The sequence below is a fragment of the Pseudomonas sp. B16(2017) genome (assembly GCF_002113205.1).
GTDB classification, from domain to species: Bacteria; Pseudomonadota; Gammaproteobacteria; order Pseudomonadales; family Pseudomonadaceae; genus Aquipseudomonas; species Aquipseudomonas pharyngis.
In genome coordinates this window covers 349,522-376,160 of the sequence record NZ_NEKA01000007.1, presented here as the reverse complement: position 1 = coordinate 376,160, position 26,639 = coordinate 349,522, and the positions used below count along the sequence as shown (strand labels likewise).

28 protein-coding genes are annotated in these 26,639 nt (G+C 58.7%); 17 read left to right on the top strand and 11 right to left on the bottom strand.

What is annotated here, in order from left to right:
* From tssI to CAG25_RS15205, 5 genes are all read left to right on the top strand, one after another.
* Nucleotides 1-1,315: type VI secretion system tip protein TssI/VgrG (gene tssI, locus CAG25_RS15225; RefSeq protein ID WP_143515447.1), on the top strand; the 1,315-nt coding region annotated here is incomplete at its 5' end.
* Nucleotides 1,312-2,160 (top strand): DUF4123 domain-containing protein, encoded by an 849-nt coding sequence (locus CAG25_RS15220; protein WP_085611661.1) that lies wholly within the window; start codon nt 1,312-1,314, stop codon nt 2,158-2,160. The genes tssI and CAG25_RS15220, both read left to right, overlap by 4 nt.
* Nucleotides 2,157-3,017, top strand: coding sequence for a hypothetical protein (locus CAG25_RS15215; RefSeq protein WP_085611662.1), 861 nt, complete (start codon nt 2,157-2,159; stop codon nt 3,015-3,017). Before CAG25_RS15220 ends, CAG25_RS15215 begins: the two co-directional genes overlap by 4 nt.
* Nucleotides 3,010-3,879: a hypothetical protein gene (locus CAG25_RS15210; RefSeq protein ID WP_085611663.1), complete on the top strand. Its 870-nt coding sequence runs from the start codon at nt 3,010-3,012 to the stop codon at nt 3,877-3,879. Before CAG25_RS15215 ends, CAG25_RS15210 begins: the two co-directional genes overlap by 8 nt.
* Nucleotides 3,880-3,892: 13 nt before the next feature.
* Entirely contained in the window at nt 3,893-6,118 is a 2,226-nt protein-coding gene (locus CAG25_RS15205) for a lipase (protein WP_085611664.1), read from the top strand.
* 59 nt (nt 6,119-6,177) lie between these two features.
* On the opposite strand, the gene CAG25_RS15200 is transcribed toward CAG25_RS15205, so the two are convergent.
* Nucleotides 6,178-6,474, bottom strand: a complete 297-nt coding sequence (locus CAG25_RS15200; RefSeq protein ID WP_085611665.1) for a hypothetical protein — start codon at nt 6,472-6,474, stop codon at nt 6,178-6,180.
* Between the two features lie 484 nt (nt 6,475-6,958).
* Here CAG25_RS15200 and CAG25_RS15190 point away from each other — a divergent pair, with 484 nt between their 5' ends.
* Both CAG25_RS15190 and CAG25_RS15185 read left to right on the top strand, forming a co-directional pair.
* The gene (locus CAG25_RS15190; protein ID WP_011334038.1) at nt 6,959-7,219 is read left to right on the top strand and encodes a DUF2790 domain-containing protein; all 261 of its coding nucleotides are present in this window, start codon (nt 6,959-6,961) and stop codon (nt 7,217-7,219) included.
* 90 nt (nt 7,220-7,309) lie between these two features.
* On the top strand, nt 7,310-7,708 hold the full coding sequence (locus tag CAG25_RS15185) for a hypothetical protein (protein ID WP_011334037.1): 399 nt from the start codon (nt 7,310-7,312) through the stop codon (nt 7,706-7,708).
* On the opposite strand, the gene CAG25_RS15180 is transcribed toward CAG25_RS15185, so the two are convergent.
* Nucleotides 7,705-7,974, bottom strand: a complete 270-nt coding sequence (locus tag CAG25_RS15180) for a DUF1652 domain-containing protein (protein WP_064381742.1) — start codon at nt 7,972-7,974, stop codon at nt 7,705-7,707. The two genes, CAG25_RS15185 and CAG25_RS15180, sit on opposite strands and share 4 nt — an antisense overlap.
* Before the next feature lie 371 nt (nt 7,975-8,345).
* On the opposite strand from CAG25_RS15180, the gene eco reads away from it, so the two are divergent.
* The 3 genes from eco (at nt 8,346) to CAG25_RS15165 (ending at nt 9,579) form a co-directional block, all read left to right on the top strand.
* The gene (gene eco, locus CAG25_RS15175) at nt 8,346-8,831 is read left to right on the top strand and encodes a serine protease inhibitor ecotin (protein WP_085611928.1); all 486 of its coding nucleotides are present in this window, start codon (nt 8,346-8,348) and stop codon (nt 8,829-8,831) included.
* 20 nt (nt 8,832-8,851) lie between these two features.
* Nucleotides 8,852-9,157 carry an NIPSNAP family protein gene (locus tag CAG25_RS15170; RefSeq protein ID WP_039768220.1) on the top strand — a complete coding sequence of 102 codons (306 nt, stop codon included), beginning with the start codon at nt 8,852-8,854 and terminating at the stop codon, nt 9,155-9,157.
* An 83-nt stretch (nt 9,158-9,240) separates the two neighbouring features.
* On the top strand, nt 9,241-9,579 hold the full coding sequence (locus tag CAG25_RS15165) for a DUF2834 domain-containing protein (protein WP_085611929.1): 339 nt from the start codon (nt 9,241-9,243) through the stop codon (nt 9,577-9,579).
* On the opposite strand, the gene CAG25_RS15160 is transcribed toward CAG25_RS15165, so the two are convergent.
* Nucleotides 9,560-10,483, bottom strand: a complete 924-nt coding sequence (locus CAG25_RS15160; RefSeq protein ID WP_085611666.1) for a magnesium transporter CorA family protein — start codon at nt 10,481-10,483, stop codon at nt 9,560-9,562. The genes CAG25_RS15165 and CAG25_RS15160 overlap by 20 nt on opposite strands.
* 7 nt (nt 10,484-10,490) lie before the next feature.
* A complete protein-coding gene (locus CAG25_RS15155) occupies nt 10,491-12,065 on the bottom strand; it encodes a RimK family protein (RefSeq protein ID WP_064596402.1) in 1,575 nt (524 codons plus the stop codon).
* Nucleotides 12,066-12,157: 92 nt separating this feature from the next.
* Between CAG25_RS15155 and CAG25_RS15150 the strand changes: the two genes are divergently transcribed.
* Nucleotides 12,158-13,261, top strand: coding sequence for a GNAT family N-acetyltransferase/peptidase C39 family protein (locus tag CAG25_RS15150; protein ID WP_085611667.1), 1,104 nt, complete (start codon nt 12,158-12,160; stop codon nt 13,259-13,261).
* A gap of 6 nt (nt 13,262-13,267) precedes the next feature.
* On the opposite strand, the gene CAG25_RS15145 is transcribed toward CAG25_RS15150, so the two are convergent.
* Together CAG25_RS15145 and CAG25_RS15140 are read right to left on the bottom strand one after the other, a co-directional pair.
* Entirely contained in the window at nt 13,268-14,413 is a 1,146-nt protein-coding gene (locus CAG25_RS15145) for a PQQ-dependent sugar dehydrogenase (protein ID WP_085611668.1), read from the bottom strand.
* A gap of 50 nt (nt 14,414-14,463) precedes the next feature.
* A complete protein-coding gene (locus CAG25_RS15140; RefSeq protein WP_085611669.1) occupies nt 14,464-14,805 on the bottom strand; it encodes a hypothetical protein in 342 nt (113 codons plus the stop codon).
* Between the two features lie 191 nt (nt 14,806-14,996).
* On the opposite strand from CAG25_RS15140, the gene CAG25_RS15135 reads away from it, so the two are divergent.
* Nucleotides 14,997-15,857 (top strand): Ku protein, encoded by an 861-nt coding sequence (locus CAG25_RS15135; protein WP_085611670.1) that lies wholly within the window; start codon nt 14,997-14,999, stop codon nt 15,855-15,857.
* 42 nt (nt 15,858-15,899) lie between these two features.
* Here the strand turns inward: CAG25_RS15135 and lpxO are convergent, their stop codons facing one another.
* On the bottom strand, nt 15,900-16,799 hold the full coding sequence (gene lpxO, locus CAG25_RS15130) for a lipid A hydroxylase LpxO (protein ID WP_039768931.1): 900 nt from the start codon (nt 16,797-16,799) through the stop codon (nt 15,900-15,902).
* 392 nt (nt 16,800-17,191) lie between these two features.
* Here lpxO and CAG25_RS15125 point away from each other — a divergent pair, with 392 nt between their 5' ends.
* Both CAG25_RS15125 and CAG25_RS15120 read left to right on the top strand, forming a co-directional pair.
* A complete protein-coding gene (locus CAG25_RS15125; protein WP_039768209.1) occupies nt 17,192-18,778 on the top strand; it encodes an ABC-F family ATPase in 1,587 nt (528 codons plus the stop codon).
* 144 nt (nt 18,779-18,922) lie between these two features.
* Nucleotides 18,923-20,110 carry an MFS transporter gene (locus tag CAG25_RS15120; protein WP_085611671.1) on the top strand — a complete coding sequence of 396 codons (1,188 nt, stop codon included), beginning with the start codon at nt 18,923-18,925 and terminating at the stop codon, nt 20,108-20,110.
* A 4-nt stretch (nt 20,111-20,114) separates the two neighbouring features.
* Here CAG25_RS15120 and CAG25_RS15115 read toward each other — a convergent pair whose 3' ends face one another.
* Both CAG25_RS15115 and CAG25_RS15110 read right to left on the bottom strand, forming a co-directional pair.
* Entirely contained in the window at nt 20,115-21,152 is a 1,038-nt protein-coding gene (locus CAG25_RS15115; RefSeq protein ID WP_011334022.1) for a dienelactone hydrolase, read from the bottom strand.
* A gap of 235 nt (nt 21,153-21,387) precedes the next feature.
* On the bottom strand, nt 21,388-21,999 hold the full coding sequence (locus CAG25_RS15110) for an FMN-dependent NADH-azoreductase (RefSeq protein WP_039768205.1): 612 nt from the start codon (nt 21,997-21,999) through the stop codon (nt 21,388-21,390).
* A 127-nt stretch (nt 22,000-22,126) separates the two neighbouring features.
* On the opposite strand from CAG25_RS15110, the gene CAG25_RS15105 reads away from it, so the two are divergent.
* Together CAG25_RS15105 and CAG25_RS15100 are read left to right on the top strand one after the other, a co-directional pair.
* Nucleotides 22,127-23,035 carry a LysR substrate-binding domain-containing protein gene (locus tag CAG25_RS15105; RefSeq protein WP_085611672.1) on the top strand — a complete coding sequence of 303 codons (909 nt, stop codon included), beginning with the start codon at nt 22,127-22,129 and terminating at the stop codon, nt 23,033-23,035.
* Nucleotides 23,032-23,391 carry an MmcQ/YjbR family DNA-binding protein gene (locus tag CAG25_RS15100; RefSeq protein WP_039768203.1) on the top strand — a complete coding sequence of 120 codons (360 nt, stop codon included), beginning with the start codon at nt 23,032-23,034 and terminating at the stop codon, nt 23,389-23,391. Before CAG25_RS15105 ends, CAG25_RS15100 begins: the two co-directional genes overlap by 4 nt.
* Here the strand turns inward: CAG25_RS15100 and CAG25_RS15095 are convergent.
* Nucleotides 23,388-23,816: a DUF1294 domain-containing protein gene (locus CAG25_RS15095; protein ID WP_039768201.1), complete on the bottom strand. Its 429-nt coding sequence runs from the start codon at nt 23,814-23,816 to the stop codon at nt 23,388-23,390. The two genes, CAG25_RS15100 and CAG25_RS15095, sit on opposite strands and share 4 nt — an antisense overlap.
* Nucleotides 23,813-24,643: an undecaprenyl-diphosphate phosphatase gene (locus tag CAG25_RS15090; protein ID WP_039768199.1), complete on the bottom strand. Its 831-nt coding sequence runs from the start codon at nt 24,641-24,643 to the stop codon at nt 23,813-23,815. The genes CAG25_RS15095 and CAG25_RS15090 overlap by 4 nt, the downstream gene beginning before the upstream one ends.
* A 303-nt stretch (nt 24,644-24,946) precedes the next feature.
* On the opposite strand from CAG25_RS15090, the gene CAG25_RS15085 reads away from it, so the two are divergent.
* Nucleotides 24,947-26,581: a methyl-accepting chemotaxis protein gene (locus CAG25_RS15085; protein ID WP_085611673.1), complete on the top strand. Its 1,635-nt coding sequence runs from the start codon at nt 24,947-24,949 to the stop codon at nt 26,579-26,581.
* The last annotated feature ends 58 nt before the right edge of the window (nt 26,582-26,639 follow it).

The following is a 26,639-nucleotide window of genomic DNA, read 5'->3' as shown; positions in this document are numbered from 1 at the left end:
CTACCCCGGCCGCTTCACCACGCGTGAGCGCGGCAAGTTCCTCTCGACCCGCGCGCTGGAACGCCATCGCAGCGACTACAAACTCGCCGAAGGCAAAGGGGACGAACCGACCCTGACCAGCGGCCACTTCATGACCCTGGCCGAACACCCGCGCGCCGAGTGGAACGACTTGTGGCTGCTGCTGGAAGTCTTCCACGAAGGCAAACAGCCGCAAGTGCTGGGCGAAAACGTCACCAGCGACGTCACCGACCACAAGAGCGATTTCCACCAGGGCTACCGCAACAGCTTCGTGGCCACCCCGTGGGACGCCCACTACCGCCCTGCCCTCGAACACCCGAAACCGAAAGTGCTCGGCAGCCAGACCGCCATCGTCACCGGCCCCGCCGGCGAAGAAATCCACTGCGACCAGTACGGCCGCGTGAAGGTGCAATTCCACTGGGACCGAGAAGGCCAGGCCGACGACAAAACCACCTGCTGGCTGCGCGTCGCCAGCGGCTGGGCCGGCGCAGCCTACGGCGGCATCGCCATCCCACGGATCGGCATGGAAGTGCTGGTGACCTTCCTCGAAGGCGACCCCGACCAGCCATTGGTGACCGGCTGCCTGTACCACAAGGAAAACGTCGTCCCTTACGACCTGCCGGCGAACAAGACCCGCAGCACCTTCAAGACCCTGAGTTCACCCGGCGGCAAGGGCTACAACGAATTCCGCATCGAAGACAAGAAAGGCGCGGAACAGATCTACATCCACGCCCAGCGCGACTGGGACGAAAACATCGAGCACGACCAGAAGATCCGCGTTGGCAACGAACGGCATGACACGGTCGAAGCCAATGTTTTAAGTGAATTCAAAGTCGAGGAACACCGCATCACCCACCTGGACCGCAAGAGCGAAATGCGCGCCAACGATCACCTCACCGTCGGCGTGACCCAGCATGTGAAGGTCGGCACCGGGCAGTTCGTGGAAGCGGGCACGGAGATTCACTACCACGCCGGCGACAAGGTCGTGATCGAGGGTGGTATGGAGCTGACGGCCAAGGCTGGCGGCAGTTTCGTCAAGGTCGATGCGGGTGGCGTGACCATCAGCGGTGCGGAAGTGAAGGCCAACACCGGCGGTGCGCCGGGTGTCGGAACAGGCATCGGGATTCTCGAACCCGTTATCCCGTGGCTAGCGGCCAAAGACAAGGCTGGCGCCTTGCTCGTCCCGGCTGCCGCCCAAATGGCATTGGCCAAAGCTGCGCGCAAGGCCGGTGACACCCGCTGCCCTATCTGTGAGGCCTGCCGCGAAGGCAAATGTGATCTGGGAGTCGTGGCATGAGTGATGCGTTCAATAACTGGCTGGGCGAACAGTCTCGCTTCAATCGCGTCCTGATCCTCGCTCTCGACAGCCTCGCCGAACCGAACCCGGTCACGCCGTTGTACAGCGCCGGTGTAATGCAGCGCTCGGTGCAACTCTACCGACGTACCGAGTTCGCCCAGTTCGCGTCCATCAGCCCATGGCTGACTGAACTCGAAAACTCGGGCAACGAAGCGTTCCGCAAGCTGCTGGATGATCCAAAGCGTAACTGGGGCTGGATCGGCAGCATGGACAAGGCCGATCTCGACAGCCTGACCCAGCACTGGATCGCACGCATGGTCATCGATGAGGATGGCGACCGCTCACTGTTCCGCTTTCAGGACAACCGCGTACTCGCCCGTTGCCTGGCCAACATGAAAGAAACTGAATGGCCGCTGCTGCTCGGACCGATCAGCAGTGTGCTGTATTGGGATGAAGATCAGTGGAAGAGCGCGGCCAACGCCAGACCGGATCTGTATCCGGTACCGAATCCCGCGCCGTGGCTCCGTACTCCCGAGTCAGGCGAACAGGCCAGAAGCATCCTGCGTGACAACCTCAAGCGCTGGTTGCTGACTTACCACGTCGACGCCGCCGCTGCACTGGCAGAAACCCGCGTGGTCAGTGAATGGCTGGAAGACCAGATGGATTTGCTTGATGAGTGGGGCTGGCGAACCGAAGAGCAACGACAGCTGATGCTGAGCCTGCGCCTTTCGCCACCCTGCGCCGCTGACATTGCCTGGGAGCCCATCCCCGGGGAAACGCCGGAACAACACTTCGACCGATGCCAACGCGTGTTCGCGGATCCGAAAGCAGGTGCCACGGCTTGAGGGCTCGACTGTGGATTGCAGTCGCGGCGGTGCCAATACTCGGTGGTTGCAGCTTCGCGCGTCAGATGGCTGAAAGCAGCGTGAGTTACTACTCGTGGGATCATTTCACGCTTGTTGCTACGGTGCCTGCCAAGTTTGGCTTCACCTCCAAGGCCCACTATTACCCGAAGGCGGGTGAAAGCTGCTTAAAGTACAGTCCTGGGCTGGGTGGAATGGTGACTCGTGAACAACAGATGTCCAATAACACGGTGGCAAAGAATGTAGCGCAGACAGTGTCCACTAAAATACCACTGGAGTTTCATATTGCAGATTGTTCTATGGAGCTTGGTGGGGTTATTTATGAAGTAAATGCGACTTATGGGCCGGACGCTTGGGACCACGGGTTGGCAGTGGCTGGGGGACTATCAGTAAGCGAAGCACCGCCAAGCGTCGTTGAAACGCCAGTTCCAGATCTTATTGAACAAAGAAGACTCTGCGCTTGGATGTTTCAGATCAGCAAGTCCAAGGCAAAACTCGACGAAATAGAAAAGCTTCTCTCATGTAAGGCCGCCGATGAACGCTGGTCAGTCTCAAAGAAAAAATACGAAAAACGTAACCCGGGTGGCTCCTTCGCAAGAAGTCAATTAGTTGGGAAAACTGTAAAAGTCGACTTTCGCCTATCCACTGAAGAGTATCCATCGGTGGGCGATACTTGGCTGAGATTTCCTGAAGGCTGGAAGCCTTGCCTTGGAGATGGGCTCAATGACCCTTATGGATTCTGCACTAAAAACAACAGAAACTTCAGAACCTTCAAAATGAATAAACGCGAGTGCACCATCTATCCTAATTGCGTTGAACAGGGAGTAGTTCATGACTAGCAAGTATTTTTCATGTGGTCCTCAAGCCGTGTTCTTCCTTGCTCTGCCATTGGTAGGTGCATGCAGCTTTGCGGGACAGATTGCTAAGGACTCCGTTGAAGGAGCTACCAGCTATTACAGCCGGGAACACTTCACGTTAGTTGCCACGATTCCTGCTAAATTTGGTTTCACATCCAAAGCCATCTACTCGCCTAAAAGTGGTGAAAAATGCGAGACCTACAGCCCAGGCCTCGGTGGAAATGTTACTCGCCAGCAACAAAATTCGAATACAACTGACGCCAAAGACATCGAGCAAACAGTATCCACAGACATTCCGTTGGAGTACCACATTGCTGATTGTTCAATGGAGCTTACGCGCGTTAGCTACGAGGTGAGCGCCAGATATGGGACGGGGTCGCTGGATAGTGATTTAGAGTTGGCTGGAGGTATTTCGGCAACATCTACAAAAACCAGAGCCAATCCAGAAGCACACGAAAGAACGGTCGAGCAGAGAGGACTATGTTCCTGGCTCTTTAAAATCAGCAATTCAAAAATAACAAAAGGACAAGTCGAGAAAATTCTGTCCTGCTATGCAGCCAATGAAAACTGGGAAATCTCCGACAATAGGTCTAAACGGCGTAAACCAGGTGGCGCAATTCAGAGAGCGGAATTGGCGAATAAAACCGTAAAAATAGAATTTCGGCTCTCAGCTGAAGAGCGCCCAGCGATAAATGACACATGGATAAAGGTTCCCGAAGGCTGGAAGCCATGCCTCGGAGAGGGACAGGATGATCCATATGGATTTTGCGGTGGACTAACTGACAAGTTTAGAACCTTCAAACTGAATGGAAAGGAATGCACGGTTTATCCGGGCTGCAATTAAAGGGATTAAATCGATGGATAAAAATGAAGCTTCACAACTGAGCGATCAGCGACGTTCGTGCCCTTTAAGAGGGAACTGGATCAGTTTCCGTTTAGTAGACGAGTTTGGAGAAGGCAAGCCATATGCGGGCCTATCCTATGAGCTTTCAGACACCGAAGGCGAAAAAAAATCTGGGACACTGGATGCAGATGGGTATGCAAAAATAGAAGGCAGTTATGCAGGCCCAGCGATTCTCACATTAAACAAAACATATAATGGCGCAGACAAATTTTATAAGTTTATTTCAGGTCGCGATTATTACAATATACCTGTAACTGAGTTTCAAGCCGCCGCTGAGCAAACACTTAGACGCCCAATCGGCAGCACAGGCAAAACAGGCGCTTACCGCGCCTCGGCCGAAAAAGGCGAATATCACAACGTCGAAGTCCGCGACCTTGTCGAGTTCACCAAGCATTTGCCTCCTGCCGCCAAACTTTCCAGCCCTGTGCCCGCAGGTTGCGCCAAACTCGCCCGTGATTTCGCTGGAGACAAAGTTCCAAGTTTTGGAGTGGGCCTACTTCCTGAGAAACATTACGTTCTCGAAGTACGCGCCTTGCGCGCGTTCAGGCCACTTTTGTCTTTGGCCCCCGAGTTTAGTGCGCTGAACTTGTATCAACTATCGTTGCTCGCCACATTGAGCTACGGTGCTTTTGGTCAGACGCCAGAAAAACCTGACACAGCCCCCAAAAAAGATTTCGAGTTCACCTATCCCAAGCGCGGCACCATTGGCCATGTGCTGAATACCTGCCTTGCTTGCTTCGAAGAGCCGTCAAGTTACGCGGACTCCAAGAAACCATCGTTCCCACTGGTCGAGGATGTTCCCTATTCAAAGCGCCTGGAAATAGTGCCTTTCGACCCTGAGCTTTACCCACAAAACGACCCATCTTCCGGTGAAGAGCTGGAAACGCCAATGAGCGTGCACTTTTTCAACGATTCGAGAAAGGGCTCCACTGACTGGAAGAACACCGACACCCAGGCCTATGCCACTCACGATGACCGGGTAATTCTCATCGGTGTGAGAGGTACAGCGGAAGGCTGGGACGCCTGGCGTGATGTCGATGCCCAACAAGTGCCGATTGAGGGTGGAACGGGTAAAGCGCACCAAGGTTTCTACGAAGCATTCATGGCGTTGCGTCCATTCATCGAGCGTTACGTTCTTCGCTTCCGCACCGACCAAAAAATCCTCGTCTGCGGCCACAGCCTCGGCGGTGCCATCGCGTTGCTGCTCTCCGAATGGCTGCACCGCGAGATCACCGATGACGTCATTCTCTATACCTTCGGTTCTCCCCGCGCCGGTGACAAAGATTTTGTCGAGTCAGCGAGCGGGTTGACTCACCACCGAATCGTCAACCAGAACGACCCGGTTCCCAGCGTCCCGGCCGGCTGGATGGACACCAAAAAACCGATCTGGATCACCGGCCTCGCCGCAACGGTATCCGGCGTTCTGACGCCAGCCGCAGGCGGAGTGGTTATGGCGGTCGGTATGGGGCGCTTCGGCGGTAAGCCTTACTGGCACCATGGCGAGCAGCGCTATTTCATGCCATTGCAACTGCCCGGCCGACAGCTCTCCTCCGTTCTGTGGACCCCGGGATGCGAAGGCTATGAAGAAGCCGCCATGAATCGCTGTCTGAAGCAGCTGAAAAACAACGACACGCCAGACCGCAAGAACTTTTTGACTCAGGCGGCCAACGGCGCCGACCACAAGATGCTGGACGGCTATATTCCAGCGTGTTGGGCATCGCTTCGCCGCTGGCAGGACACACAGCAAACCGGCGGCTACATCATCAGTACGACGGAGTCCAATCGTCTGAAGCTGGAAATCGAGACGTATCGCACGGAACTGGAGAAATGGCAGCGTGAAGCCAGTGCCGAGTTCCCGGGCGGCACAATCGAAAGCCGGCCCCAGGATCGCGCTACTGCGCTGCAACGTCGCTCGACCATGTCGGACCTTCAGGATCGCCAGACAGCCATCCGCCAGGCCATTCGACACAATGAAAAAGAACTCAAAGCCCTTGAGGGTACGCTGCAAACGGTGATCACCCTGAGCAAAACCAAACTCACGATGACGGACCTCTATGGCGATTGCAGCTCACTGCCAGAGTTGCAAATCCACATCGACAGATGGGCTGAACATCGTGAGAACCAGGAGTCTGTGCGTCTCGCGCAAATTCCTTCTTCTACGTCTGCCAGCATGGCTTGAAGTGAAAACGTGGGGTTTAACGGGAAAACAGTCTGTTTCCCGTTAAATCCTTACGGATGTCAGGCAGGTGCAGTCCAGTTCAACATTTTCTGCTGCGCAACCTGCAGCAAATCACTGCCATCCTGCGTCAGCAGGTACAGCGCATGGGTGATGTGGGGAATGTCCTGGACGTCGGCGTGTTTGAAGCACAGGCAGTGCAGGGTTTCGAGCAGGTCGGCTGCGGCGCGGATACGTTGCACGGCGGCTTCGAAGAGGTCTTTTGGGTTGGCTTGGGTGTCGATGACCAGCGGTGCGCTGTCAGTGACGCCGCTGTTGAGCGGGAGGTAGCGAGCGGAGCTTAGTTTCAGTATTGGCATTGTCATTACTCGATAGGCTTCAATGACCCGCCGACACCGTGACCAAACGATGGGAGGCGGACTGTATGCAAGGCTTGGTCAACTGAGAAACCCGATCAGCTCGCCCGAAGGCGCCCCTGCACACAGCCGCCACAGCAATGTACTCCGAAGACATGAATGTCCGCGGCGCGAATCATGGCACAGATGTGTCGAGTTTTTCAGGTGACCAAACCTAAGTCGCTGATTTTGCAGCGACGCCAAACCATAACCGCCCCGCTCCAGCCCCCGAAAGCAGACAAGGCATCCACCCTTGTAGGAATCCGCCGAGTCTCCCCCGCGAAACAATCCTCACCCAGACAGCCGGCGTTCAGCCCGGTTAACCATCGCTTAACGCCGCGGTCAAAAACTCTACTGAACCGCACACCCTCAGCCCTGGCTGACGCCGAGTGCGGCAGGTTTGGCTGGCAATCCGCCGAACTCCATTTCCGTCGCACCGGAGTCCATCATGAACATTCGTCCGTTCCTGCTCACCACCGCCCTCGCCTGCACCGCGTTTGCCGGGCTGGCCCAGGCCAATGACACCTCCAAGGCTGTTCCCTATGAATACGGCATGCCGCTGCATGTCGCCAAAGTGGTTTCCCTGACCGAGCCGCAGACGCAGGAGTGCAAGGTCATCACCGCCGACATGAAGTACCTCGACAACACCGGTAAACCGGAAGAAATCAGTTACCGGAAATTATCTGACGCCTGCAGCTTCCAGAACTGACAGAAAGCTCTGATTTGCGGCTTTGCGGTAGGCGAGCACGGGTCTCGAAGAGTATGCTCGGGGCCCTCCTCACTGCCGCAAGGATTCGCCATGCAGTTGTCGTTCCGCACGCTCTCGACCCTCACCTTCTCCCTTTGTTTTCTGCTTTCCTTGGCGTGGGGTCTGGCACCACAGATGTTGCTGGCGATCTGGAGCATCGAGTATTCGGAAGCCGCCGGATTCGTCGCACGGCGCAGCGCGGTGCTGTTTGCGGCGTTGGGGGTGATGTTTTATCTGGTGCGCAACGCGCCGGTATCGATCGCGCGCAATGCGCTGAGCAACGGCTTTATCGTCGGCTGTTTTGGCCTGGCGGTGCTGGGGTTTGCTGAATGGCTCAACGGCCACGCCGGCCCCGGGATTCTGCTTGCGGTGCTGGTCGAGTTCGCGCTGGGCCTTGGCTTCTTGCAGGCCCGGCGCGTGACGGTCGAACTGGGTGAAACAGTCGGTTAGACGACTCGGGATCGCGGCATTGCATGATGGCTTGTCGATTGTTGCGCAAGATCCGAGCGCAACCCGGCGATCAGGCCGTTGATTTCGCGACAGCTGTTCAAATGACTGGCATCGATGCCACTCACCTGCAGCTCAACCTGATCGGTCTGGTGATCGCCATACACCTTGACGGTCATCGACAGATCCGGGGACAGCGTGCACTGGCAGCGTTTCGGTAGAAAGCTGCTTTCAATGATGTTGCGGAGTTCCAAGGCAGACAGAAACATGGCGAAACCTCTCCTTACTGTGAGACTGCCAATCAAGTATTCACGTCGACCGATGCCACGGTTCCCACGGGTGTGTCCCCGCTGAATCCTTGGGTTGTGACAAGCGGCTGTACTGCGAAATGCCCATTGGAGTGTAGGCGCCCGAACTCGGTGCGCTGCACCAAATCAACGCATAAAGCGTGCCTTTCATCAGGTTGCATTCACCTCCTTGCAAATCAATGACTTGGCCAAAACGCAGGCAACTGGCCAGTTGCAAAATGCAAGATTCGATCGTGCAGGCACTGCAATTTGCAAGCGGCTGGCGGTTTGCATTCATCGCCTGCGACAGTGAGAATGCCCGTCAACCAACGTACACCCGCCAGGAGGCTTCAATGGGAAATTTCACCGTCCGCGCGACGGCCGGCCTGATGCTCGCCAGCCTGTTCACCCTCGCCCACGCCGCCAAGCTTGAAGACACCGCGCCTTATCCGAAGGCCGAAGCGGGCTTCACGCGCCAGGTCATCCACCTGCCGCAACAGGCCCAAGAAGAAAACTTCAAAGTCGAAATCCTCGCCGGCAAAACCCTCGAAGTCGATTGCAACCGCCAGCGTCTGGGCGGCACCCTCGAAGAGAAAAACCTCGAAGGCTGGGGCTATCCGTTCTATCGCCTGGAAAAAGTCAGCGGCCCGATGAGCACCCTGATGGCCTGCCCACCCGGCACTCAGAAAAAACGCGCATTCGTGCCGGTGATCGGCGATGGCTTTACCGTGCGCTACAACAGCAAGCTGCCGATCGTGGTTTACGCACCGCAGGACGTTGAAGTGCGTTTCCGTATCTGGTCGGCTTCGGACAAGATTGGCGTGGCAATACCTGAATAATCTGCAAAGGAGCCGCAGCCTTGATTACCTGCCACGTCAGATACGTGATTGATCCCTATCAGTTGGACGCATTCGAAGCCTACGCCAAGACCTGGCTCGGCATCGTCGAACGGCTGGGAGGAACGCATCATGGTTACTTCCTGCCCTCGGAAGGCGCGAGCAATATCGCGTATTGCCTGTTCAGTTTCCCGTCGCTGGCAGATTACGAAAGTTATCGCCACATTGCACTGACCGACCCGGAAAGCACGGCGCTGGTGGCCGATCTGGTCGAAAAGAAGTTCATCATCAGCTACGAGCGCAGTTTTCTACGCCCACTGCTGCCCTGAACGCTTCAACGCCGTTGGCAACTGCCAACGGCTGATAGCTGCGCAACTTGAAATTCCGACTCATCTGCCCAAGGAAGGAATACCTGATGTCCATCGCCCTGCCCCTCACTGCGTTGATTGCCTTCAGCGGCTACACCGTCTCCGTGATGCTTCAGGCGGAACAGTCGCTGATCGACTTCGGCATCAGCCTGATGTCGCGTCCGGACACTGCGCAGGTGGTGATCGATCTCTATCTGCTGGCAACCCTGGCGGGCGTCTGGATGTACAAGGACGCGCGCAAGCGTGGGCAGTCGGGCTGGTCGGTGGTGCCTTATCTGTTGCTGACGGCGGTATTTGTTTCAATCGGGCCGCTGATGTACCTGGTTGTTCGGGGCCTGCAGGATCGCAAGCGTTCGGCCCCGGTCACTTCGCAAGACGCCTGAGCCCGAACAGCATCCCGCCCGCCCCCAGCAGCATCGCCGCCAGGAACAACGGGTACGACACCCACCACGGTGTGCCGGCGGTCATCATGCTGAATTCCGACATGCCGCCAATGCTCGCGATCAGGTTGAGCGGCAGGAATACCACGTTGATCAGCGTCAGTTTGCGCAGCAGGTTGTTCATGCTGTTGTTCATCAGGTTGCCTCGGGCGTCGATCAGCCCGGAGAACACCGTCGAATAGATTTCCGCCTGCTTGTAGCACTGGTTGTTTTCGATGATCAGGTCGTCGATCAGGCCGATGTCTTCGCTGCCGAAGTGCTGTTTTTCCGCGTGATTGCGCAGCCGCGTGAGCACCGCGCCGTTGCTGTGCAAGGCGTTGATGTAATAGATCAGGCTTTCGCTGAGGTTGAACATCTGCACCAGATGCTGGTTTTGCATCGAGGCGTTGAATTTCTGCTGCAACTCCCGGGCGACCAGTTTGATCACCTTCAGATGCCCGAGGTAGTGATGAATATTGTTGAACAGCAGGTCCAGCAGCACATCCAGCGGCGTGTTCAATGGCTGGCGGGTGCCGACACCGTGCAACGGCGTGTCGTCGGTGGCGATCACCAGCAACTGGCTCGGCGAAAACAGCAAACCGCAGGACGACACCTCGAATGCCAGGCTGCCACCTCCGGAATAGTTTTCCGGGCGTTTCCAGATCAGGAACAAGTGATCGGGGTGAAACTCGATCCGTGACACCTCGTCCGGATCCAGCGCCGAGGCCAGCGCGTGTTCATCGAGTTTGAAGTGACTGTGGAGCAAGTCGCGCTCGGCGGCGTCCGGGTCGCTGAACAGCATCACCTCGGCGTCCAGCCGCTCGACCCGCTGCAACCCGCCGTGGTTCAGTGCAAAGCTGTTGATCATCGGCCGCTCACCAGGCCTGGCCACGACGTTTGAGCTCGAGACGGCGCACGAATTCTTCCAGCACCAGCGAATACAGATCGTCTTGCAGGTAGGCGTCTTCGATGCCCGCGTCGAGGTTCGGGTTGTCGTTGACCTCGATCACCACGACTTTGTCGCCGGCCTGTTTCAGATCGACGCCATACAAGCCGTCGCCGATCAGGTTGGCGGTCTTCACCGCCAGTTCCACCACCGCGCGCGGCGCTTCGTGGATCGCCAGCGTGCGGCATTCGCCGTTGACGTCCTGGCCCTTGGCTTTGTGGTTGTAGATCTGCCAATGGCCCTTGGACATGAAGTACTGGCAGGCAAAGATCGGTTTGCGGTTGAGCACGCCGATGCGCCAGTCGTACTCGGTATAGAAAAACTCCTGGGCCAGCAACAGCACCGAATGCTCGAACAGCTCGGCGGTGGCTTCCAGCAAGGCCTGCTGGCTCTCGACCTTGATCACGCCACGGGAGAAACAACCATCAGGGATCTTCAGCACCAGCGGAAAACCGAGGCGTTCGCCGACCCGCTCGAAGTCTTCGGGTCGCTCCTTGTAGAGAATTTCCGTGGCCGGCATGCCCAGTTGATGGCTGTTGAGCAGGTCGGTGAGGTAGACCTTGTTGGTGCAGCGCAGGATCGACGTCGGGTCGTCCATCACCACCAGCCCTTCGCTTTCAGCCTTCTTGGCGAATCGGTAAGTGTGGTTGTCGACGCTGGTGGTCTCGCGGATCAGCAGGCCGTCGTACTCGGCCAGCCTTGCGTAGTCCTTGCGTTCGATCAGCTCGACATCGATGCCCATGCTTTTGCCGACCCGCACGAAGTTTTCCAGTGCGCGGGCGTTGGATGGCGGCAAGGCTTCCTGCGGATCATGCAGGATCGCCAGGTCATATCGCGCCACTTGCGGCGAACGCGGTACACGCCAGATCTTGCGACTGAAGCCGTCCAGCGCATTGGCGAACTGATCTTCCTGATCGTCGCGCAACTTGTGCAAGGCGCCAGACTTTATACCTTCGATGTGCCAGCCGTTAGTTCGACGAAACTCAACTAACAGAATCGGACACGGGAATACTTCAAACAATTGCCGGGCCAGATCCTGCAACGGCTCTATATGCGTTCTGCCGAAATAAAGTGTCAGCGTAAAACCTTCAGTGTCGCTGTAGAGATGATGGCTGAGGGCTTTTTCCAGGGTTTTATCCAGGTCATCCAGCGCCAGACCGTAAAGGGATTTTCGGGTCAGTTCGCTGATGGTGCGTACCGACGGAATCACCTTGTGCCCTCGAGCCTCCGCCAGCAGAGAGCAATAGTAGCCGTGGCCCAGGTACTTGTAGCTGCGGCACAGATTGATCACCTGCACCCGTTTTCCCGGCTCGCTGTCGGGCGGTTGTTCGAGATATTCCTGGGCCGTCAGGATGTCTTCGCTTGGAAAGTACGAGGCCCAGTCTTCCTTGCGTTCGACGATGATCAACACTTGACTGGACGTTCTGATCTGCGGTTTTAAATAAGTTGCCGGTGGCAAACTTTGACTGGATACTTCGCGCCAATGACCCTGTACCGCTGACATAGAAATTGATCCGTTGGAGAACAAGACCTTTTCTATTAAGCACGAAGTTTTTCGAAAGTCCCGTTTCGTTACGCAACTTTTACGGTGGTCATATGAATGCTGTTTTTCGCCTGGCGGTCGTTGATGATTTGCCAGCGTTGCTCACGCTGGAGATGCACTGCTTCACCACGGACCGGCTCACACGCCGCAGTTTCCAATGGATGATCACCCGGGCCCACGGGCAATTGTGGGTGGCCGAACGCGAGGGTCAACTGGCCGGTTATGCGCTGGTGCTGTTTCATCGCGGCACCTCGCTGGCCCGTCTGTATTCCATTGCGATTGCTCCCGAGGCGCGCGGCGGTGGTCTGGGCAAGCAATTGCTGCAACGGATCGAGGCCTGTGCGCTTGAGCACGACTGCGCCTATCTGCGGCTGGAAGTGCGCACCGACAACCCCGCCGCCATCGCCCTGTACGAGCGTAACGGCTACCGGCGCTTTGCACTGATCCATGACTACTACGAGGATCACGCCGACGCGCTGCGTCTGGAGAAACGCATTCTCCAGCACCACGATTCGCGCAACATCAAAGTCCCCTATTACCGACAAACCACCGATTTCACCTGCGGCCCGGCCTGCTTGCTGATGGCCATGGGCGCGTTGCAGGCCGATCGTTTGCTGGAGCGGCGCGAGGAATTGCAGTTGTGGCGCGAGGCAACCACGGTGTTCATGACGGCCGGCCATGGCGGTTGCAGCCCGCAAGGCCTGGCACTGACGGCCTGGCGCCGGGGTTTCAGAGTGCGATTGCAACTGAGCATGACCGGGCCCCTGTTTCTCGACGGCGTGCGCGATGCGCATAAAAAAGACGTCATGCGCCTGGTCCATGACGAGTTCATGGCGCAACTGAACGACACCGATGTCGATCAGGTCATCGGCGTAACGCTGGATTTACCCACGCTGCTGGCCAACGGTGGACAACCCCTGGTGCTGATCAGCAGCTATCGCCTCACCCGCTCCAAGTCGCCGCACTGGGTGATCGTCACCGACTGCGACGAAGACTTCGTCTACCTGCACGACCCGGATGTCGACCACAGCCAGCATCGCCAGCCCATGGACTGCCAGCACGTGCCGGTCAGCCATGGGGAGTTCGAGAAGATGTGCCGCTTTGGTCGTGGCAAGTTGCGGGCGGCGGTGGTGCTCTACGCGCGGTCACCCGCATGAACGGGGCTACTTGAGTCCCACCTTGTACAGCGAACCGTCGGATTCATCCGTCAGCACATACAGGTAACCATCCGGCCCCTGGCGTACATCACGAATCCGTTGCTTCAGTTCGCCCAGCAAGCGCTCTTCATGCACCACCTTGTCGCCGTCGAACTGCAAGCGGATCAGCTCCTGCGTCACCAGCGCACCGATGAACAGATTGTGCTGCCACGGCTTGAAGCGATCGGCATCGTAAAAAGCCATGCCGGTGACGCCCGGGGATTTTTCCCAGACATGGTGCGGCCCGACCGTGCCTTCGGCTGTCTTGCCCTTGGCTTCCGGGATCGGTTGCATGGAGTAGTTGATGCCGTGGGTTGCCAGCGGCCAACCGTAGTTCTTGCCGCGTTCGATGATGTTCACTTCATCGCCGCCGCGCGGGCCGTGCTCGTTTTCCCATAAGGTGCCGGTCCATGGATTGAGTGCGGCGCCCTGGGGATTGCGGTGGCCGTAGGACCAGATCTCCGGGCGCACGCCGGACTGGCCGACAAAGGGATTGTCATCGGGCACCTTGCCGTCGGGGTAGATCCGCACGACCTTGCCTTGCAGCTTGTCCAGGTCCTGCGCGGTCGGGCGGTCGTTGTTTTCGCCCAGAGTGATGAACAGATAACCGTCCCGGTCAAACACCAGCCGCGAGCCGAAGTGATTGCCGACCGACAGTTTCGGTTCCTGACGGAAAATCACGTTGAAGTCCTTCAGGGTTTTCAGGTCGTCCGATAGGCGCCCGCGCCCCACCGCCGTTCCGGCCTTGTCACCCGCACCGCCGCCCTCGGCGTACGACAGGTACACGAGGCGATCCTGTTTGAAATCCGGTGACAGCACCACATCGAGCAATCCGCCCTGCCCCTTGGCCCAGACGTCTGGCACACCGGTGATCGGCGCAGACAGCTTGCCGTCGGCATCCACCACGCGCAGGTTACCGGGACGTTCGGTCACCAGCATGCCCTGGCGATCAGGAAGGAAGGCCAGAGCCCATGGATGCTCGAGGCCCTGGGTAATCGTTGTGACTTCAAGGGTGCCCTGCTCGCTTTGCAGCTCTTTGGGAGCCGCAGCGAATGCCGGGGCGGCGATCAGTGCACTGGCACACAGGCCGGCCAGAAGGGTTTTACGCAACATGCACGATTCCTTTTGTTCGTTTGAAGGGCTGACAGAAGCGGTTCTGCCATTCAACGGTTGCTCCCGCTGTCACGGGCTGGAGGGTTGGGGATGAAGGTGGGTGGCGTGCTCGGCACGGAGCGCAGCGGCTGGCCATTGCCGATACCGCGATTCTCCAGGGTCGGCGGACGCGGCACGGGAACGGTGTTCGGCCCGCGAATGGGCGGAGTGCCGGGCTGGGTGCCCTGCATGCTGTTGGGGTTCGCCCGGCGGATCGGGCTGTTGTAGGGGTTGTTGCTGTTGCCGGTCGGACTTTGTGCCAGCAACAGCGATGTATGGCTTATTGCGCCATCGGCGTGAACCAGCCCGCCACTGAGGGCGAGCAACGCAATGCCAAGCAGGAAACGGTTCATGAACGGCCTCTTTCGGTGCGCAGGGACTAGAGCCTTCGAGTCCACGCTACGCCGTGGGTTCGCATTTGTTAACCCGTCACCGCTAAACAAGATGTAACACGGCTTGACCTGACGTTTAGCGGCCCCCAGCAAACAACGGAAACTTTTACGCCGGGCCACGGGTCACCCGAACATCACTCGGAGAACAGCACATGGCTCGGGCAATCTGGAAAGGCGCAATCAGTTTCGGTCTGGTCCACATCCCCGTGGCGCTGGTCTCGGCGACGTCATCCCAAGGCGTCGACTTCGACTGGCTCGACAGCCGCAGCATGGACCCGGTCGGCTATAAACGGGTCAACAAGGTGACCGGCAAGGAAGTCACCAAGGAGCACATCGTCAAAGGTGTGCAGTTCGAAAAGGGCCGCTATGTGGTGCTCAGCGAAGAAGAAATCCGCTCGGCACACCCGGTTTCAACCCAGACCATCGATATCTTCGCCTTTGTCGACAGTGAACAGATCCCGCTGCAGAACATCGACACGCCCTATTACCTGGCGCCGGACAAGCGTGGCGGCAAGGTCTATGCCTTGCTGCGTGAAACCCTGAGCAAAACCCGGAAGGTCGCCCTCGCCCGAGTGGTTTTACATACGCGCCAATACCTGGCGGCGCTGATGCCTCTGGAGTCGGCGCTGGTGCTGGTGAAGTTGCGCTGGCCGCAGGAAGTGCGCAGCCTGGACGAACTTGAGCTGGGCAGCGAAGTGACCAAGCCGCAACTGGCCAAGGGCGAACTGGACATGGCCAAACGGTTGGTGGAAGACATGACAGCGGACTGGACGCCCGAGGATTACAACGACGAGTTCGAAGACAAAATCATGGCGCTGGTGGACAAGAAGGCCCATGAAGGCAAGATCGAAGACGTTGAAACCGTTTCCGCTGAAGAAGAGCGCAAATCGGCCGATGTTATTGACCTGACCGAACTGCTCAAGCGCAGCCTCGGCGGGAAAGCCCCGGCCAAACCGGCGAAGAAGACGGCCAGCAAGACAACAGCGGCGAAGAAGACCAAAAAAGCGTCGTGAAAATGAAATCGGGCGACTGTCTTTCAACAGTCGCCCGATTCGTCAGATCAGGATGAAGATCGCCAGCAGACCGCCGAAGATCGCCCACTTTTCCATGTAGTAGAGTTTGCGATTGCGCTTTTTCAGCTCTTTTCCGCGCAGGCGAATCTTGTAGATCTTGGTAAATAACCGGTTAATGCCACCGGTGCGGTCACCCGCATCGTTCGGCGCACCGGCCGCCGACATCACGGTGCGGCTGAACCAGCGGTTGAACGCCGCCGCCCAGCGATACTTCATCGGGCGCTCGATGTCACAGAACAGGATGATGCGGTTCTGGTCGGTGGTGTTTTCCGCGTAATGAATGAACGTCTCGTCGAACATCACCGCTTCGCCATCACGCCAGTGATAATTCTCGCCATCGACGTTGATGTAGCAACCGGCGTCGTTCGGCGTTTCCAGGCCAAGGTGATAGCGGTACGAACCGGCGTATGGGTCGCGGTGACGCACCAGTTTCGAGCCCGGCGGCAGCTCGGCGAACATCGCAGCCTTGATCGAGCCGATGCTCTGCACCAGTTCGGTGGTGCGCGGGCACAGTTGCAGCGCCGACGGGTGGCTGTCGCCGTACCACTTCAGGTAGAAACGCTTCCAGCCAGTCTTGAAGAACGAGTTGAAACCGACGTCGTCGTACTGGTTAGAGCGCTTGATCTCGCCGGCACGCAGCAGGTTACGACCTTCTTCACGGATTTCTTCCCAGTGGGTCTGCAACGGAGTCAGATCGGGAAAGTCCTTTGGATCAAGGTAAGGCGTGTTGGGCTTTTTCGAGAACAGATAAAGGAAGCAGTTGATCGGTGCCAGGAACGAGGAGTGATCGCTCAGTTGACGACCGAGTTTGTGGCGTACGCGACCGCGCAGGTGAACGTACGCAATGGAAATGACATATACAGCGGCAATGATGAGTTTCACGGAAATCGTCACACGTCAGAAGTGAACAAACTGCGCGCCTTTCGGGCTGTGGCCCAAGGTCTGTGGCAGTGGTCTGAAATCAAAAAAAACGTCCCGGTGGCGCATCCTTGAGCCCATGCCGGACAAGGCATTGGGTGAATGGATGGCATTTTAGCCACAGTTTGTAACCAATAGTGAACCTTCATCTGTGAAAAACTGTCTCGCGATAGCACCAACCGGCAATCGGAATGTCACCGCCCTATCGTTTAAAGAGCCAGACCAGTACAATCGCCGCCAAACTTTACGCGCCCCCCTTGGTTGATGACGGGATTGCCCCGCCTCAGCGCACTTCGACTCGGGCCAAGCGCTCCGGCTGCACCCTCGCTACTCAGCACGCTTCGCAGGAAAAACCTTTGATTTCTACAGCTAACATCACCATGCAGTTCGGCGCCAAGCCGCTGTTTGAAAACGTTTCGGTCAAATTCAACGGCGGCAACCGCTACGGCCTGATCGGCGCCAACGGTTGCGGCAAGTCGACCTTCATGAAAATCCTCGGCGGCGACCTCGAGCCGTCCGGCGGCCAGGTCATGCTGGAGCCTAATGTACGCCTGGGTAAATTGCGCCAGGATCAGTTCGCCTACGAAGAATTCACCGTGATCGACACGGTGATCATGGGTCACGAAGAGCTGTGGAAGGTCAAGGCCGAGCGCGACCGCATCTACTCGCTGCCGGAAATGAGCGAAGAAGACGGCATGGCCGTGGCCGAGCTGGAAACCGAGTTCGCCGAGATGGACGGCTATACGGCCGAATCCCGCGCCGGTGAACTGCTGCTGGGTCTGGGTATTCCGCTGGAACAGCATTTCGGCCCGATGACCGAAGTCGCGCCGGGCTGGAAACTCCGCGTTCTGTTGGCTCAGGCACTGTTCTCCGATCCGGAAGTGCTGCTGCTCGACGAACCGACCAACCACCTGGACATCAACACCATCCGCTGGCTGGAAACGATTTTGACGGCGCGTAACAGCACCATGATCATCATTTCCCACGACCGTCACTTCCTGAACAGCGTCTGCACCCACATGGCCGACCTGGACTACGGCGAGCTGCGTCTGTTCCCGGGCAACTACGACGAGTACATGACCGCGGCGACTCAGTCCCGCGAGCAACTGCTGTCGGACAACGCCAAGAAGAAAGCCCAGATTGCCGAACTGCAAACGTTCGTCAGCCGCTTCTCGGCCAACGCCTCGAAAGCCAAGCAGGCCACTTCCCGCGCCAAGCAGATCGACAAGATCCAGCTGGCCGAAGTCAAGCCATCGAGCCGCGTGAGCCCGTTCATCCGTTTCGAACAGACCAAGAAGCTGCACCGCCAGGCCGTGACCATCGAGCAGATGTCCAAGGGCTTCGACGGCAAGACCCTGTTCAAGAACTTCAGTTTCACCGTTGAAGCCGGCGAGCGCGTAGCCATCATCGGCCCGAACGGTATCGGCAAGACCACCCTGCTGCGCACGCTGATGGGCGAACTGACCCCGGACGCAGGTTCCGTGAAGTGGACCGAAAGCGCGGAGCTGGGCTACTACGCTCAGGACCACGCCCACGATTTCGAAGACGACGTCAGCCTGTTCGACTGGATGGGTCAGTGGACTCAGGGCGAGCAAGTGATCCGTGGCACCCTGGGTCGCATGCTGTTCTCCAACGACGAGATCCTCAAGTCGGTGAAGGTGATTTCCGGTGGTGAGCAAGGTCGCATGCTGTTCGGCAAGCTGATCCTGCAAAAGCCGAACGTACTGGTGATGGACGAACCGACCAACCACCTGGACATGGAGTCGATCGAGGCGCTGAACCTGGCGCTGGAAAACTACCCGGGCACGTTGATTTTCGTCAGCCACGACCGTGAGTTCGTATCGTCCCTGGCCACGCGCATCATCGAGCTGAGCCCGAACGGCGTGACCGACTTCAGCGGCACCTACGACGACTACCTGCGCAGCCAAGGCGTGGTGTTCTGAGTCGAAACGAGCGGTAAACAGAAAGCCCTGTCCTTGTGACAGGGCTTTTTTTTCGTCGAGGAAAAGATCGTTAGCCTGCTTCCTTTTAATCCAGCGCCACGCCATGATGCGGACTCTCCCACCGCCGCCCGCGAACGAGCCCTCATGTCTGCGCAGCAACAGCCACCGCAAAGCTCCATGGCGATCACCCTGCAGATCGTCTCCATCGTTTTCTATACCTTTATTGCCTTCCTCTGCATCGGCCTGCCGATTGCGGTGCTGCCCGGCTACGTGCACGAACAATTGGGTTTCAGTGCCGTGATCGCGGGGCTGGTGATCGGTTCGCAATACCTGGCTACCCTGCTCAGCCGGCCAATGGCCGGGCGCATGTCGGACACCATCGGCACCAAACGGGCGATTGTTTATGGTTTGTCGGGGATTGTGCTCAGCGGTGTGCTGACGCTGGTTTCGACGTTGCTGCAGAGCTTGCCGCTGTTGAGCCTGTCGATCCTGATTGTCGGGCGCCTGTTGCTGGGGATTGCCCAGGGCCTGATCGGCGTCGGCACCATCAGTTGGTGCATGGGCCAGGTCGGTGCCGAACACACCGCGCGCTCGATTTCGTGGAACGGCATCGCGTCCTATGGCGCGATTGCCATTGGCGCGCCGTTGGGCGTGGTGATGGTCGCCGACTATGGCTTCGAAAGCCTTGGCATTGCGCTGTCGCTACTCGCGGCCGGCGCCTTGCTGCTGATCCGCAATAAGCCCTCGGTGCCGGTGGTACGCGGTGAACGCCTGCCGTTCTGGGCGGTGTTCGGACGGATTGCGCCGTTCGGCGCCAGTCTGAGCCTGGCGTCGATTGGCTATGGCACGCTGACCACCTTCATCACCCTGTATTACCTCAATCGCGGCTGGAGCGGCGCTGCGTATTGCCTGACGGTGTTCGGTGTGTGTTTCATCCTTTCGCGGCTGCTGTTCATTTCCGCCATCGGCCGTTTTGGCGGATTCACCTCGGCGATTGCCTGCATGACCATCGAAACTGTCGGCCTGGTCATGCTGTGGCTGGCGCCCTCGACCGCGTATGCCTTGGTCGGCGCCGGTCTGGCCGGGTTCGGCCTGTCGCTGGTATACCCCGCGCTGGGCGTCGAGGCGATCAAGCAGGTGCCCAACTCCAGTCGTGGCGCCGGGTTGAGTGCTTATGCGGTGTTTTTCGATCTGGCGCTGGCGATTGCCGGGCCGTTGATGGGCGCGGTGGCGCTGAATCTGGGCTATTCGTGGATTTTCTTCAGTGCGGCGCTGCTGTCCGTGACCGGACTGGGATTGACCTTGCTGCTCAAGCGCCGGGCCATGGCGTAAACGCTCACTGATCCGCCGTCTGCATCCCCGCGCGGGTCGGCCTGCCCAAGGCATGGGAGAAGAACCGTCCGGCCTCGGAAATCAGGTTGCGGTGGATGTCTTCTCGATCGACCCCGTCCGCGTCGGTGCACAGCGCCGGCATCGCCCGGATCTGCTCTTCATTGCATGGCGCCATGAACACGAAGTGCCCTGCCCCGGCCAGCAATTTGAAGTCGGGTGCGGTCGGCAGCTTGCGCGCCAGGGCGGCAGCGTTTTTATCGAAGGCCACCAGTTTGTCGCCATCACCGCTGTAGAGCAGCACCGGCACATGCACATCAGCCAAAGTGTGACGACCAAACTTCAGGCTCAGCGGCGCCATCAGCAGCAACGCATGCACGCGCGGATCGGCCACCGGTTGCAGATCGTCGCGGTCGACAATCAATTCGCCCTGAGTGTTGCAGGCGTCGCGGTCGTCCGGGCGCTCCTGGCAGTAACGGCGCAGGCGATCCAGATCCGGCTGCGCGCCGGACAGAATCAATGCCGTTTCGCCGCCCGCCGAATAGCCGATTACGCCAACCTGCTCGGCGTTCACGTACGGCGCGAGCATGCGGTCGCCCAAGGTCGCGGTAATGGCTTCGGAAATCTGGATCGGCCGGCCGTAGAGATTGCTCAACGTGCCGAGGCGGCTGTGATCCTTGGAGTTGTCGCCGGGGTGAATCACCGCCACCACCACGAACCCCTTGCGTGCCAGTGACGTAGCGAGGTCGTGCAGCGCCAGCGGCGTGCCGGTGTTGCCGTGAGAGAGCATCAGCATGGGGAAACGGCCGATGGCGACTTTGGTGTCTTCGCCGGCCTCGACCGAATAACCTTCGAGCAGGCTCAGGTGTTCGCGGTCGCTGGAGGGATAGAACGCGATGGCGCGCATCGGTTGCAGGTCGAGCGGATCGAGGAATGTCATCTCGTGATAGCCGACGCTCCAGCGCGGGTGCTGCCCGGGCGCAGCGTGCACTGAATTCAGGCTGCCGAGCAGGCAAATCAGTAACGCTGCACAAAGACGCATCATGGGATGCCCCACCCTGTTGTTACTCAATCGAAAGATCCGTTGTGTTCGACGCCCGAAATTCCGAAATTCGGTAACCCGGCGCGGCGTTGCACTCAGACGTTGATCATCAGACTGCATAACCCGGGCCAGATCATGTAACAGTCAGAAACAAAAAACTCCGTATCTGGCCCTTGCGGAACCAGAATACAGAGTTTTTGGAGATTTGCCTGAACAGGAGCTGTTCTTTACGCAAGCCTTACGCGGCGGCGAACAGCTGCTCGCTGATCTTCGCCTGAGCGGCGCTCATGGCGTTGTTGCGCACTTCTTCGCCGTAGGCCAGGCCTTCGGCACGCACGACTTCGATGTCGGTGATGCCGAGGAAGCCAAAGACCAGTTTCAGGTAGTCTTCGTGTGCCACGCCCGAAGCTTGACCGGCGTGGATGCCGCCAGCGGTGGAAACGATCACTACTTTCTTGCCGCCGCACAGGCCTTCAGGGCCGGCTTCGGTGTAACGGAAGGTCTGGCCGGCGACGGCGATGCGGTCGATCCAGGCTTTGAGCTGGGTCGGCACGGTGAAGTTGTACATCGGTGCAGCGACGACGATGGCGTCAGCGGCGATGAATTCGGCCAGGGTGGTGGCGCTCAGTTCGGCTTCGTGCTGTTGTGCGGCGTTGCGCAGTTCAGCGGTGGTGCCGGCGGCAACCAGGGTGGTCGACGAGAAGTGGCTGATGGCATCAGCGGCCAGATCGCGGTAGGTCACAACAGCGCTTGGCTCGGCGGCCTGCCAAGCTTTAGTGACTTGACTGCTCAGCTGACGGGAAGCGGAGTTGTCGCCCAGAATGCTCGAATCGATGTGCAGCAGTTTCATGTGGAATCTCCTGGAATGAATCGCCGGTGGCGACGGAATGGAGACAATCCTACCGACGAAACCAATAGCTGATTAGACGGCAACAATGCGATAGTTTGTCCCACTGATAGAACAGTCGGACTTCCAGATGCAAGACCTCAACGATCTCTACTATTTCGCCAAAGTGGTCGAGGCTGGCGGTTTCGCCGCCGCCGGCCGCTTGCTCGGCATTCCAAAGTCACGGCTCTCGCGGCGCATCGCCGAGCTTGAAGAACGCCTCGGCGCACGTTTGCTGCAACGCACCACCCGCCAATTGAAGCTGACGGCGGTCGGCGAACGCTATCTGCGTCACTGTCAGGCCATGCTGCTGGAAGCGGAAATGGCCGATGAAACAGTGGCCAGCATGTCCAGCGAGCCTCGCGGACGCTTGCGGGTTTCCAGTCCCACGGGGCTGGCCCATGAAATGCTCCCAGTGGTGATCAGCAATTTCCTTGGCAAATACCCTCAGGTGCAGCTGGAAGTCACCCTGATCAATCGACGGGTCGACCTGATCACCGAAGGCATCGACGTGGCCCTGCGCGTGCGCGAACACGGCGATGAAGAACCGATGCTGGTGACCCGCCGCCTGCGTCAGGCGCAGATGGTGGTGGTCGCAAGCCCTTCCTTTATACAGGGCGTGGAAATCAATCATCCGCAGGACTTGAAGAACCTGCCGGTGCTGGGCGCCCTGGAGGCCGATCGCATGGTGCATGTGCGCCTGCTCGATCAGCACGGCAAGAGTTGCGATTTGGCGCTGGAGGCACGACTGGGCATCGACGACTTCATCGTGCGCAAGGCCTGTGTGCTGGCCGGCCAGGGTTTCACCCTGCTGCCGATGATGTATTGCGAAACGGAACTGAACAACGGCACGCTGGTGCAGTTGTTGCCTGATTGGTCACTGCCCGGCGGCTGGCTGCAAGCGGTGTATCCGCATCGGCGCGGGGTGATGCCGACGGTGCGCGCATGGATCGATCATCTGGTCGAATCGTTCAATGCCTGTGGAGAACGGCTGTTATGAAACAAGGAAAGATGAGCGAACAGGATGTCGCGGACTTCTGCCTGGCCCTGCCCGGTGCCAGGGAAGACTACAAATGGGGTGGCGTGCGAGTGTTTTCGATTGCCGGCAACAAGATGTTCGCCTTGCAGGGGCTGCGCGGTGATTCGCTGGCGTTCAAGGTCGACAAGGACCTGTTTCTCGGTCATTGCGACCGGCCGGGCATTCACCCGGCGCCGTACCTGGCCCGGGCGCAATGGATCATCATGCACCCGCCCTACCCGCTGGGCGCCGAGGAACTGCAAGGCTTGCTGCAGCGTTCCCACCAACTGGTGGTCAGCAAGCTGCCCAAGCGCTTGCAGGTCGGGCTGCTGCTTTAGAACAACGCCAGGAGGTTCGAACCGAGAAACAACTGATCGATCCAGAACACCTGATGCAAAGCCACAATCATCCAGAACAACACCTGAAACGACACCTTGCGCGTCTTGTGCCGGAAGACCTGCTGGGCGATCAACGCGCCCGGCCAGCCACCGGCCAGTTCCACCGCGTGCAGGATGTTTTCCGGTGTGCGCCAGGCGTCGGCGCGCGCCTTGCGCTTGTCCGCCCAGTACAGGAAAAACGCCAGCACGCTGACCAGCCCGTAGGCCGTCAGCGGTACCAGGGAAATCCCGCGCAGCCACATCGACAATGAGCCGAACAGTGGCAACGCGCAGACGATCAGCAGCACCACCAGTTTCAATTTCAAGTGCTGGATATTGCCACCGGAAGGACCGCGATCCGGGCGGCGTGCGCGGGAGTCGCTCATGGCTTGGCTGCCGTCCAGTCGACCCAGCCGAACTGCCACGTTGCCAGAATCACCAGACCGAAGACGATCCGGTACCAGGCAAACGCCGCGTAGCTATGGCTGCCGATGAACTTGAGCAGGCCGCGCACCGCGATCATGGCGAAGATAAACGCGGTGACGAAACCGATGGCGAACACCGGGAAGTCCGCCGGTACGAACAGGTCGCGATACTTGTAGCCCGAATACACCGCCGCACCGACCATGGTCGGCATCGCCAGGAAGAACGAGAACTCGGTGGCGGTCTTGCGCGACAGGCCGAACAACAGGCCGCCGATGATGGTCGAGCCGGAGCGCGAAGTGCCGGGGATCATCGCCAGGCACTGGGCGAAGCCGATCTTCAGCGCATCCGTCCAGCGAATCTCGTCGACCGTTTCGGCGTGCACTTCATGCTGACGCTGCTCGGCCCACAACATCACGATGCCGCCCACCACCAGCGCGGCGGCCACGGTGATCGGATTGAACAGGTAGTGGTGAATCAAGTCGGCGAAGACCACACCCAGCACCACGGCGGGCAGGAAGGCGATCAGCAGGTTGGCGGTGAAGCGCCGCGCACTTGGCTGGGTCGGCAGGCCAATGACCACGTCGAGAATCTTGCGTCGGAATTCCCAGACCACCGCGAGAATCGCACCAAGCTGGATGATGATGTTGAACGCCATGGCCCGCTCGCCTCCGAAATCGAGCAAGTCGGCAACAATGATCTGGTGTCCGGTACTGGAAATGGGCAAAAACTCCGTCAGCCCCTCTACAACTCCTAGAATCAGTGCCTGCAAGGCCGTCCAAAGATCCATCAATCCCCCAGAGAGCGATGCACAGAAGCATGCCCCGATAGTATTTTTTACGTTCACTGCGTTCAGCGTAGCTTGTTAAAGCTGTACCGATTCCGCGCGCACAGGATCCACACGAAACAGTCAAAATTCCGTGAAAAATCAATTTCGATTCAGGTTTTCACGCGCGGGGCCGAAATCCTAACAGACAAGCCGTAATAGCGCTGCCGCGTTCTACGACTTGGGTCGCGTATGCCCGGTCACCGAAACGTGGTTGGATGCTGGCGGTGGTTTATTACAAGAAAAAGAATCCGGAGTGACAGCGTTATGAACAGCTTGCGCAGTGTGTCGATCAGCCGACGCTTGTGGCTCATCTTGATTGTGGCCGTGGTCATGCTGTTGACGTTGGGCGTGTTGATGCTCAAGCAGATCCATGATGACCTCTACCACGCCAAGGCCCAGAAAACCCAGCATGTGGTGCAGACCGCCAGCGGTTTGCTGACTTACTACCAAGGCCTCGAATCCGCAGGAACCCTGACCCGCGATGTGGCACAGAAACAGGCGCTGACCGCGATCCGTGGCCTGCGCTATGACCAGAACGACTATTTCTGGATCAACGACCTCACGCCCGTGATGGTCATGCACCCGACCAATCCCAAGCTCGAAGGCCAGAACCTCTCGGCGATCCGCGACCCGGACGGCTTTGCGGTGTTCAATGAAATGGTCGCCATCGCCAAGGCCAAGGGCGCCGGCATGGTCGACTATCGCTGGCCCAAGCCCGGTGCCAGTGAACCGGTGGCCAAGACCTCTTACGTGAAATTGTTCGAGCCATGGGGTTGGGTCATCGGTTCGGGCGTGTACGTCGACGACGTGCAGGCCGAGTTCCAGGACCAGGTGATCAAGGCATCCGTGGTCGGACTGGTCATCGCGGTGATCATGGCGTTGCTGGTGATTCTGATTGCCCGCAGCATCGTTCGTCCGTTGCAGGAAACCGTGAACGCCATGGCCAACATCGCCAGCGGCGAAAGCGATCTGACCCGCAGCCTCGACACCCACGGCCAGGACGAAGTCACTCAGCTGGCGCATCACTTCAATGCCTTCACCGCCAAACTGCGCCGGGTGATCGGGGACTTGCAGCTATCCGCCAGCGCATTGGGCCAATCATCCAGCGAGCTGGGCAACGATGCTGCGCAGGCCCAGCAACGCAGCCAGCAGCAGTCGCAGCAGATGGAGCTGGTAGCCACTGCCGTCAACGAAGTGACCTACGGCGTACAGGACGTGGCGAAGAACGCCGAACACGCCGCCAGCGAAATGCGTGACGCCGAAGCCCAGGCCCAGCAGGGCCAGATCAACATCGACGGCAGCCTGCAACAGATCGACAAGCTCTCCGGCACCATCGATCAAGCGGTGGAAGTCATCCGCACGCTGGCGACTGAAAGCACGCAGATCGGCAGCGTGCTGGAGGTGATCCGCTCGATCGCCGAGCAGACCAACCTGCTGGCCCTCAACGCCGCCATTGAAGCGGCTCGGGCCGGCGAACAGGGTCGCGGTTTTGCGGTGGTGGCCGACGAAGTGCGTTTGCTGGCACAGCGTACGCAGAAGTCCACGGCGGAAATCCAGACGATGATCGAACGCCTGCAAAACCACTCCGAAGCCGCCGTGAAGGTGATCGGCGACAGCAGCAAGGCTTCGCAGCTGACCATCGAACAGGCCGGCCTGGCCAGTGCGAGCCTGAATGCCATCGGCCAGGCCCTGCGCAACCTCAATGGTCTGAACGCCTCGATTGCCAGCGCAACGCTGCAACAGGCGCACGTGGTCGAAGACATCAACCAGAACGTTACCCAGGCGGCGGGCTTGTCTCACAGCACGGCACTGGCGGCCGAGCAGTCGAGCGTGGCGAGTGTGAAACTCGGCCAGCTCAGCGAACAACTGAACGGGCTGCTGCGCCAGTTCCGCGTCTGATCCCTGCAACAGGTGGGAACTCGTTTCCCACCTGTTTTTCGGTACAATCCGCTCCCTT

Bases quoted from the DNA above. Each gene is read 5' to 3' on its own strand.
- CAG25_RS15220 (WP_085611661.1), top strand. From the start codon at position 1,312: ATGAGTGATGCGTTCAATAACTGGCTGGGCGAACAGTCTCGCTTCAAT.
- CAG25_RS15210 (WP_085611663.1), top strand. From the start codon at position 3,010: ATGACTAGCAAGTATTTTTCATGTGGTCCTCAAGCCGTGTTCTTCCTT.
- CAG25_RS15205 (WP_085611664.1), top strand. From the start codon at position 3,893: ATGGATAAAAATGAAGCTTCACAACTGAGCGATCAGCGACGTTCGTGC.
- CAG25_RS15200 (WP_085611665.1), bottom strand. From the start codon at position 6,474: ATGCCAATACTGAAACTAAGCTCCGCTCGCTACCTCCCGCTCAACAGC.
- CAG25_RS15190 (WP_011334038.1), top strand. From the start codon at position 6,959: ATGAACATTCGTCCGTTCCTGCTCACCACCGCCCTCGCCTGCACCGCG.
- CAG25_RS15185 (WP_011334037.1), top strand. From the start codon at position 7,310: ATGCAGTTGTCGTTCCGCACGCTCTCGACCCTCACCTTCTCCCTTTGT.
- CAG25_RS15180 (WP_064381742.1), bottom strand. From the start codon at position 7,974: ATGTTTCTGTCTGCCTTGGAACTCCGCAACATCATTGAAAGCAGCTTT.
- eco (WP_085611928.1), top strand. From the start codon at position 8,346: ATGGGAAATTTCACCGTCCGCGCGACGGCCGGCCTGATGCTCGCCAGC.
- CAG25_RS15160 (WP_085611666.1), bottom strand. From the start codon at position 10,483: ATGATCAACAGCTTTGCACTGAACCACGGCGGGTTGCAGCGGGTCGAG.
- CAG25_RS15155 (WP_064596402.1), bottom strand. From the start codon at position 12,065: ATGTCAGCGGTACAGGGTCATTGGCGCGAAGTATCCAGTCAAAGTTTG.
- CAG25_RS15150 (WP_085611667.1), top strand. From the start codon at position 12,158: ATGAATGCTGTTTTTCGCCTGGCGGTCGTTGATGATTTGCCAGCGTTG.
- CAG25_RS15145 (WP_085611668.1), bottom strand. From the start codon at position 14,413: ATGTTGCGTAAAACCCTTCTGGCCGGCCTGTGTGCCAGTGCACTGATC.
- CAG25_RS15140 (WP_085611669.1), bottom strand. From the start codon at position 14,805: ATGAACCGTTTCCTGCTTGGCATTGCGTTGCTCGCCCTCAGTGGCGGG.
- CAG25_RS15135 (WP_085611670.1), top strand. From the start codon at position 14,997: ATGGCTCGGGCAATCTGGAAAGGCGCAATCAGTTTCGGTCTGGTCCAC.
- CAG25_RS15120 (WP_085611671.1), top strand. From the start codon at position 18,923: ATGTCTGCGCAGCAACAGCCACCGCAAAGCTCCATGGCGATCACCCTG.
- CAG25_RS15115 (WP_011334022.1), bottom strand. From the start codon at position 21,152: ATGATGCGTCTTTGTGCAGCGTTACTGATTTGCCTGCTCGGCAGCCTG.
- CAG25_RS15110 (WP_039768205.1), bottom strand. From the start codon at position 21,999: ATGAAACTGCTGCACATCGATTCGAGCATTCTGGGCGACAACTCCGCT.
- CAG25_RS15105 (WP_085611672.1), top strand. From the start codon at position 22,127: ATGCAAGACCTCAACGATCTCTACTATTTCGCCAAAGTGGTCGAGGCT.
- CAG25_RS15100 (WP_039768203.1), top strand. From the start codon at position 23,032: ATGAAACAAGGAAAGATGAGCGAACAGGATGTCGCGGACTTCTGCCTG.
- CAG25_RS15095 (WP_039768201.1), bottom strand. From the start codon at position 23,816: ATGAGCGACTCCCGCGCACGCCGCCCGGATCGCGGTCCTTCCGGTGGC.
- CAG25_RS15090 (WP_039768199.1), bottom strand. From the start codon at position 24,643: ATGGATCTTTGGACGGCCTTGCAGGCACTGATTCTAGGAGTTGTAGAG.
- CAG25_RS15085 (WP_085611673.1), top strand. From the start codon at position 24,947: ATGAACAGCTTGCGCAGTGTGTCGATCAGCCGACGCTTGTGGCTCATC.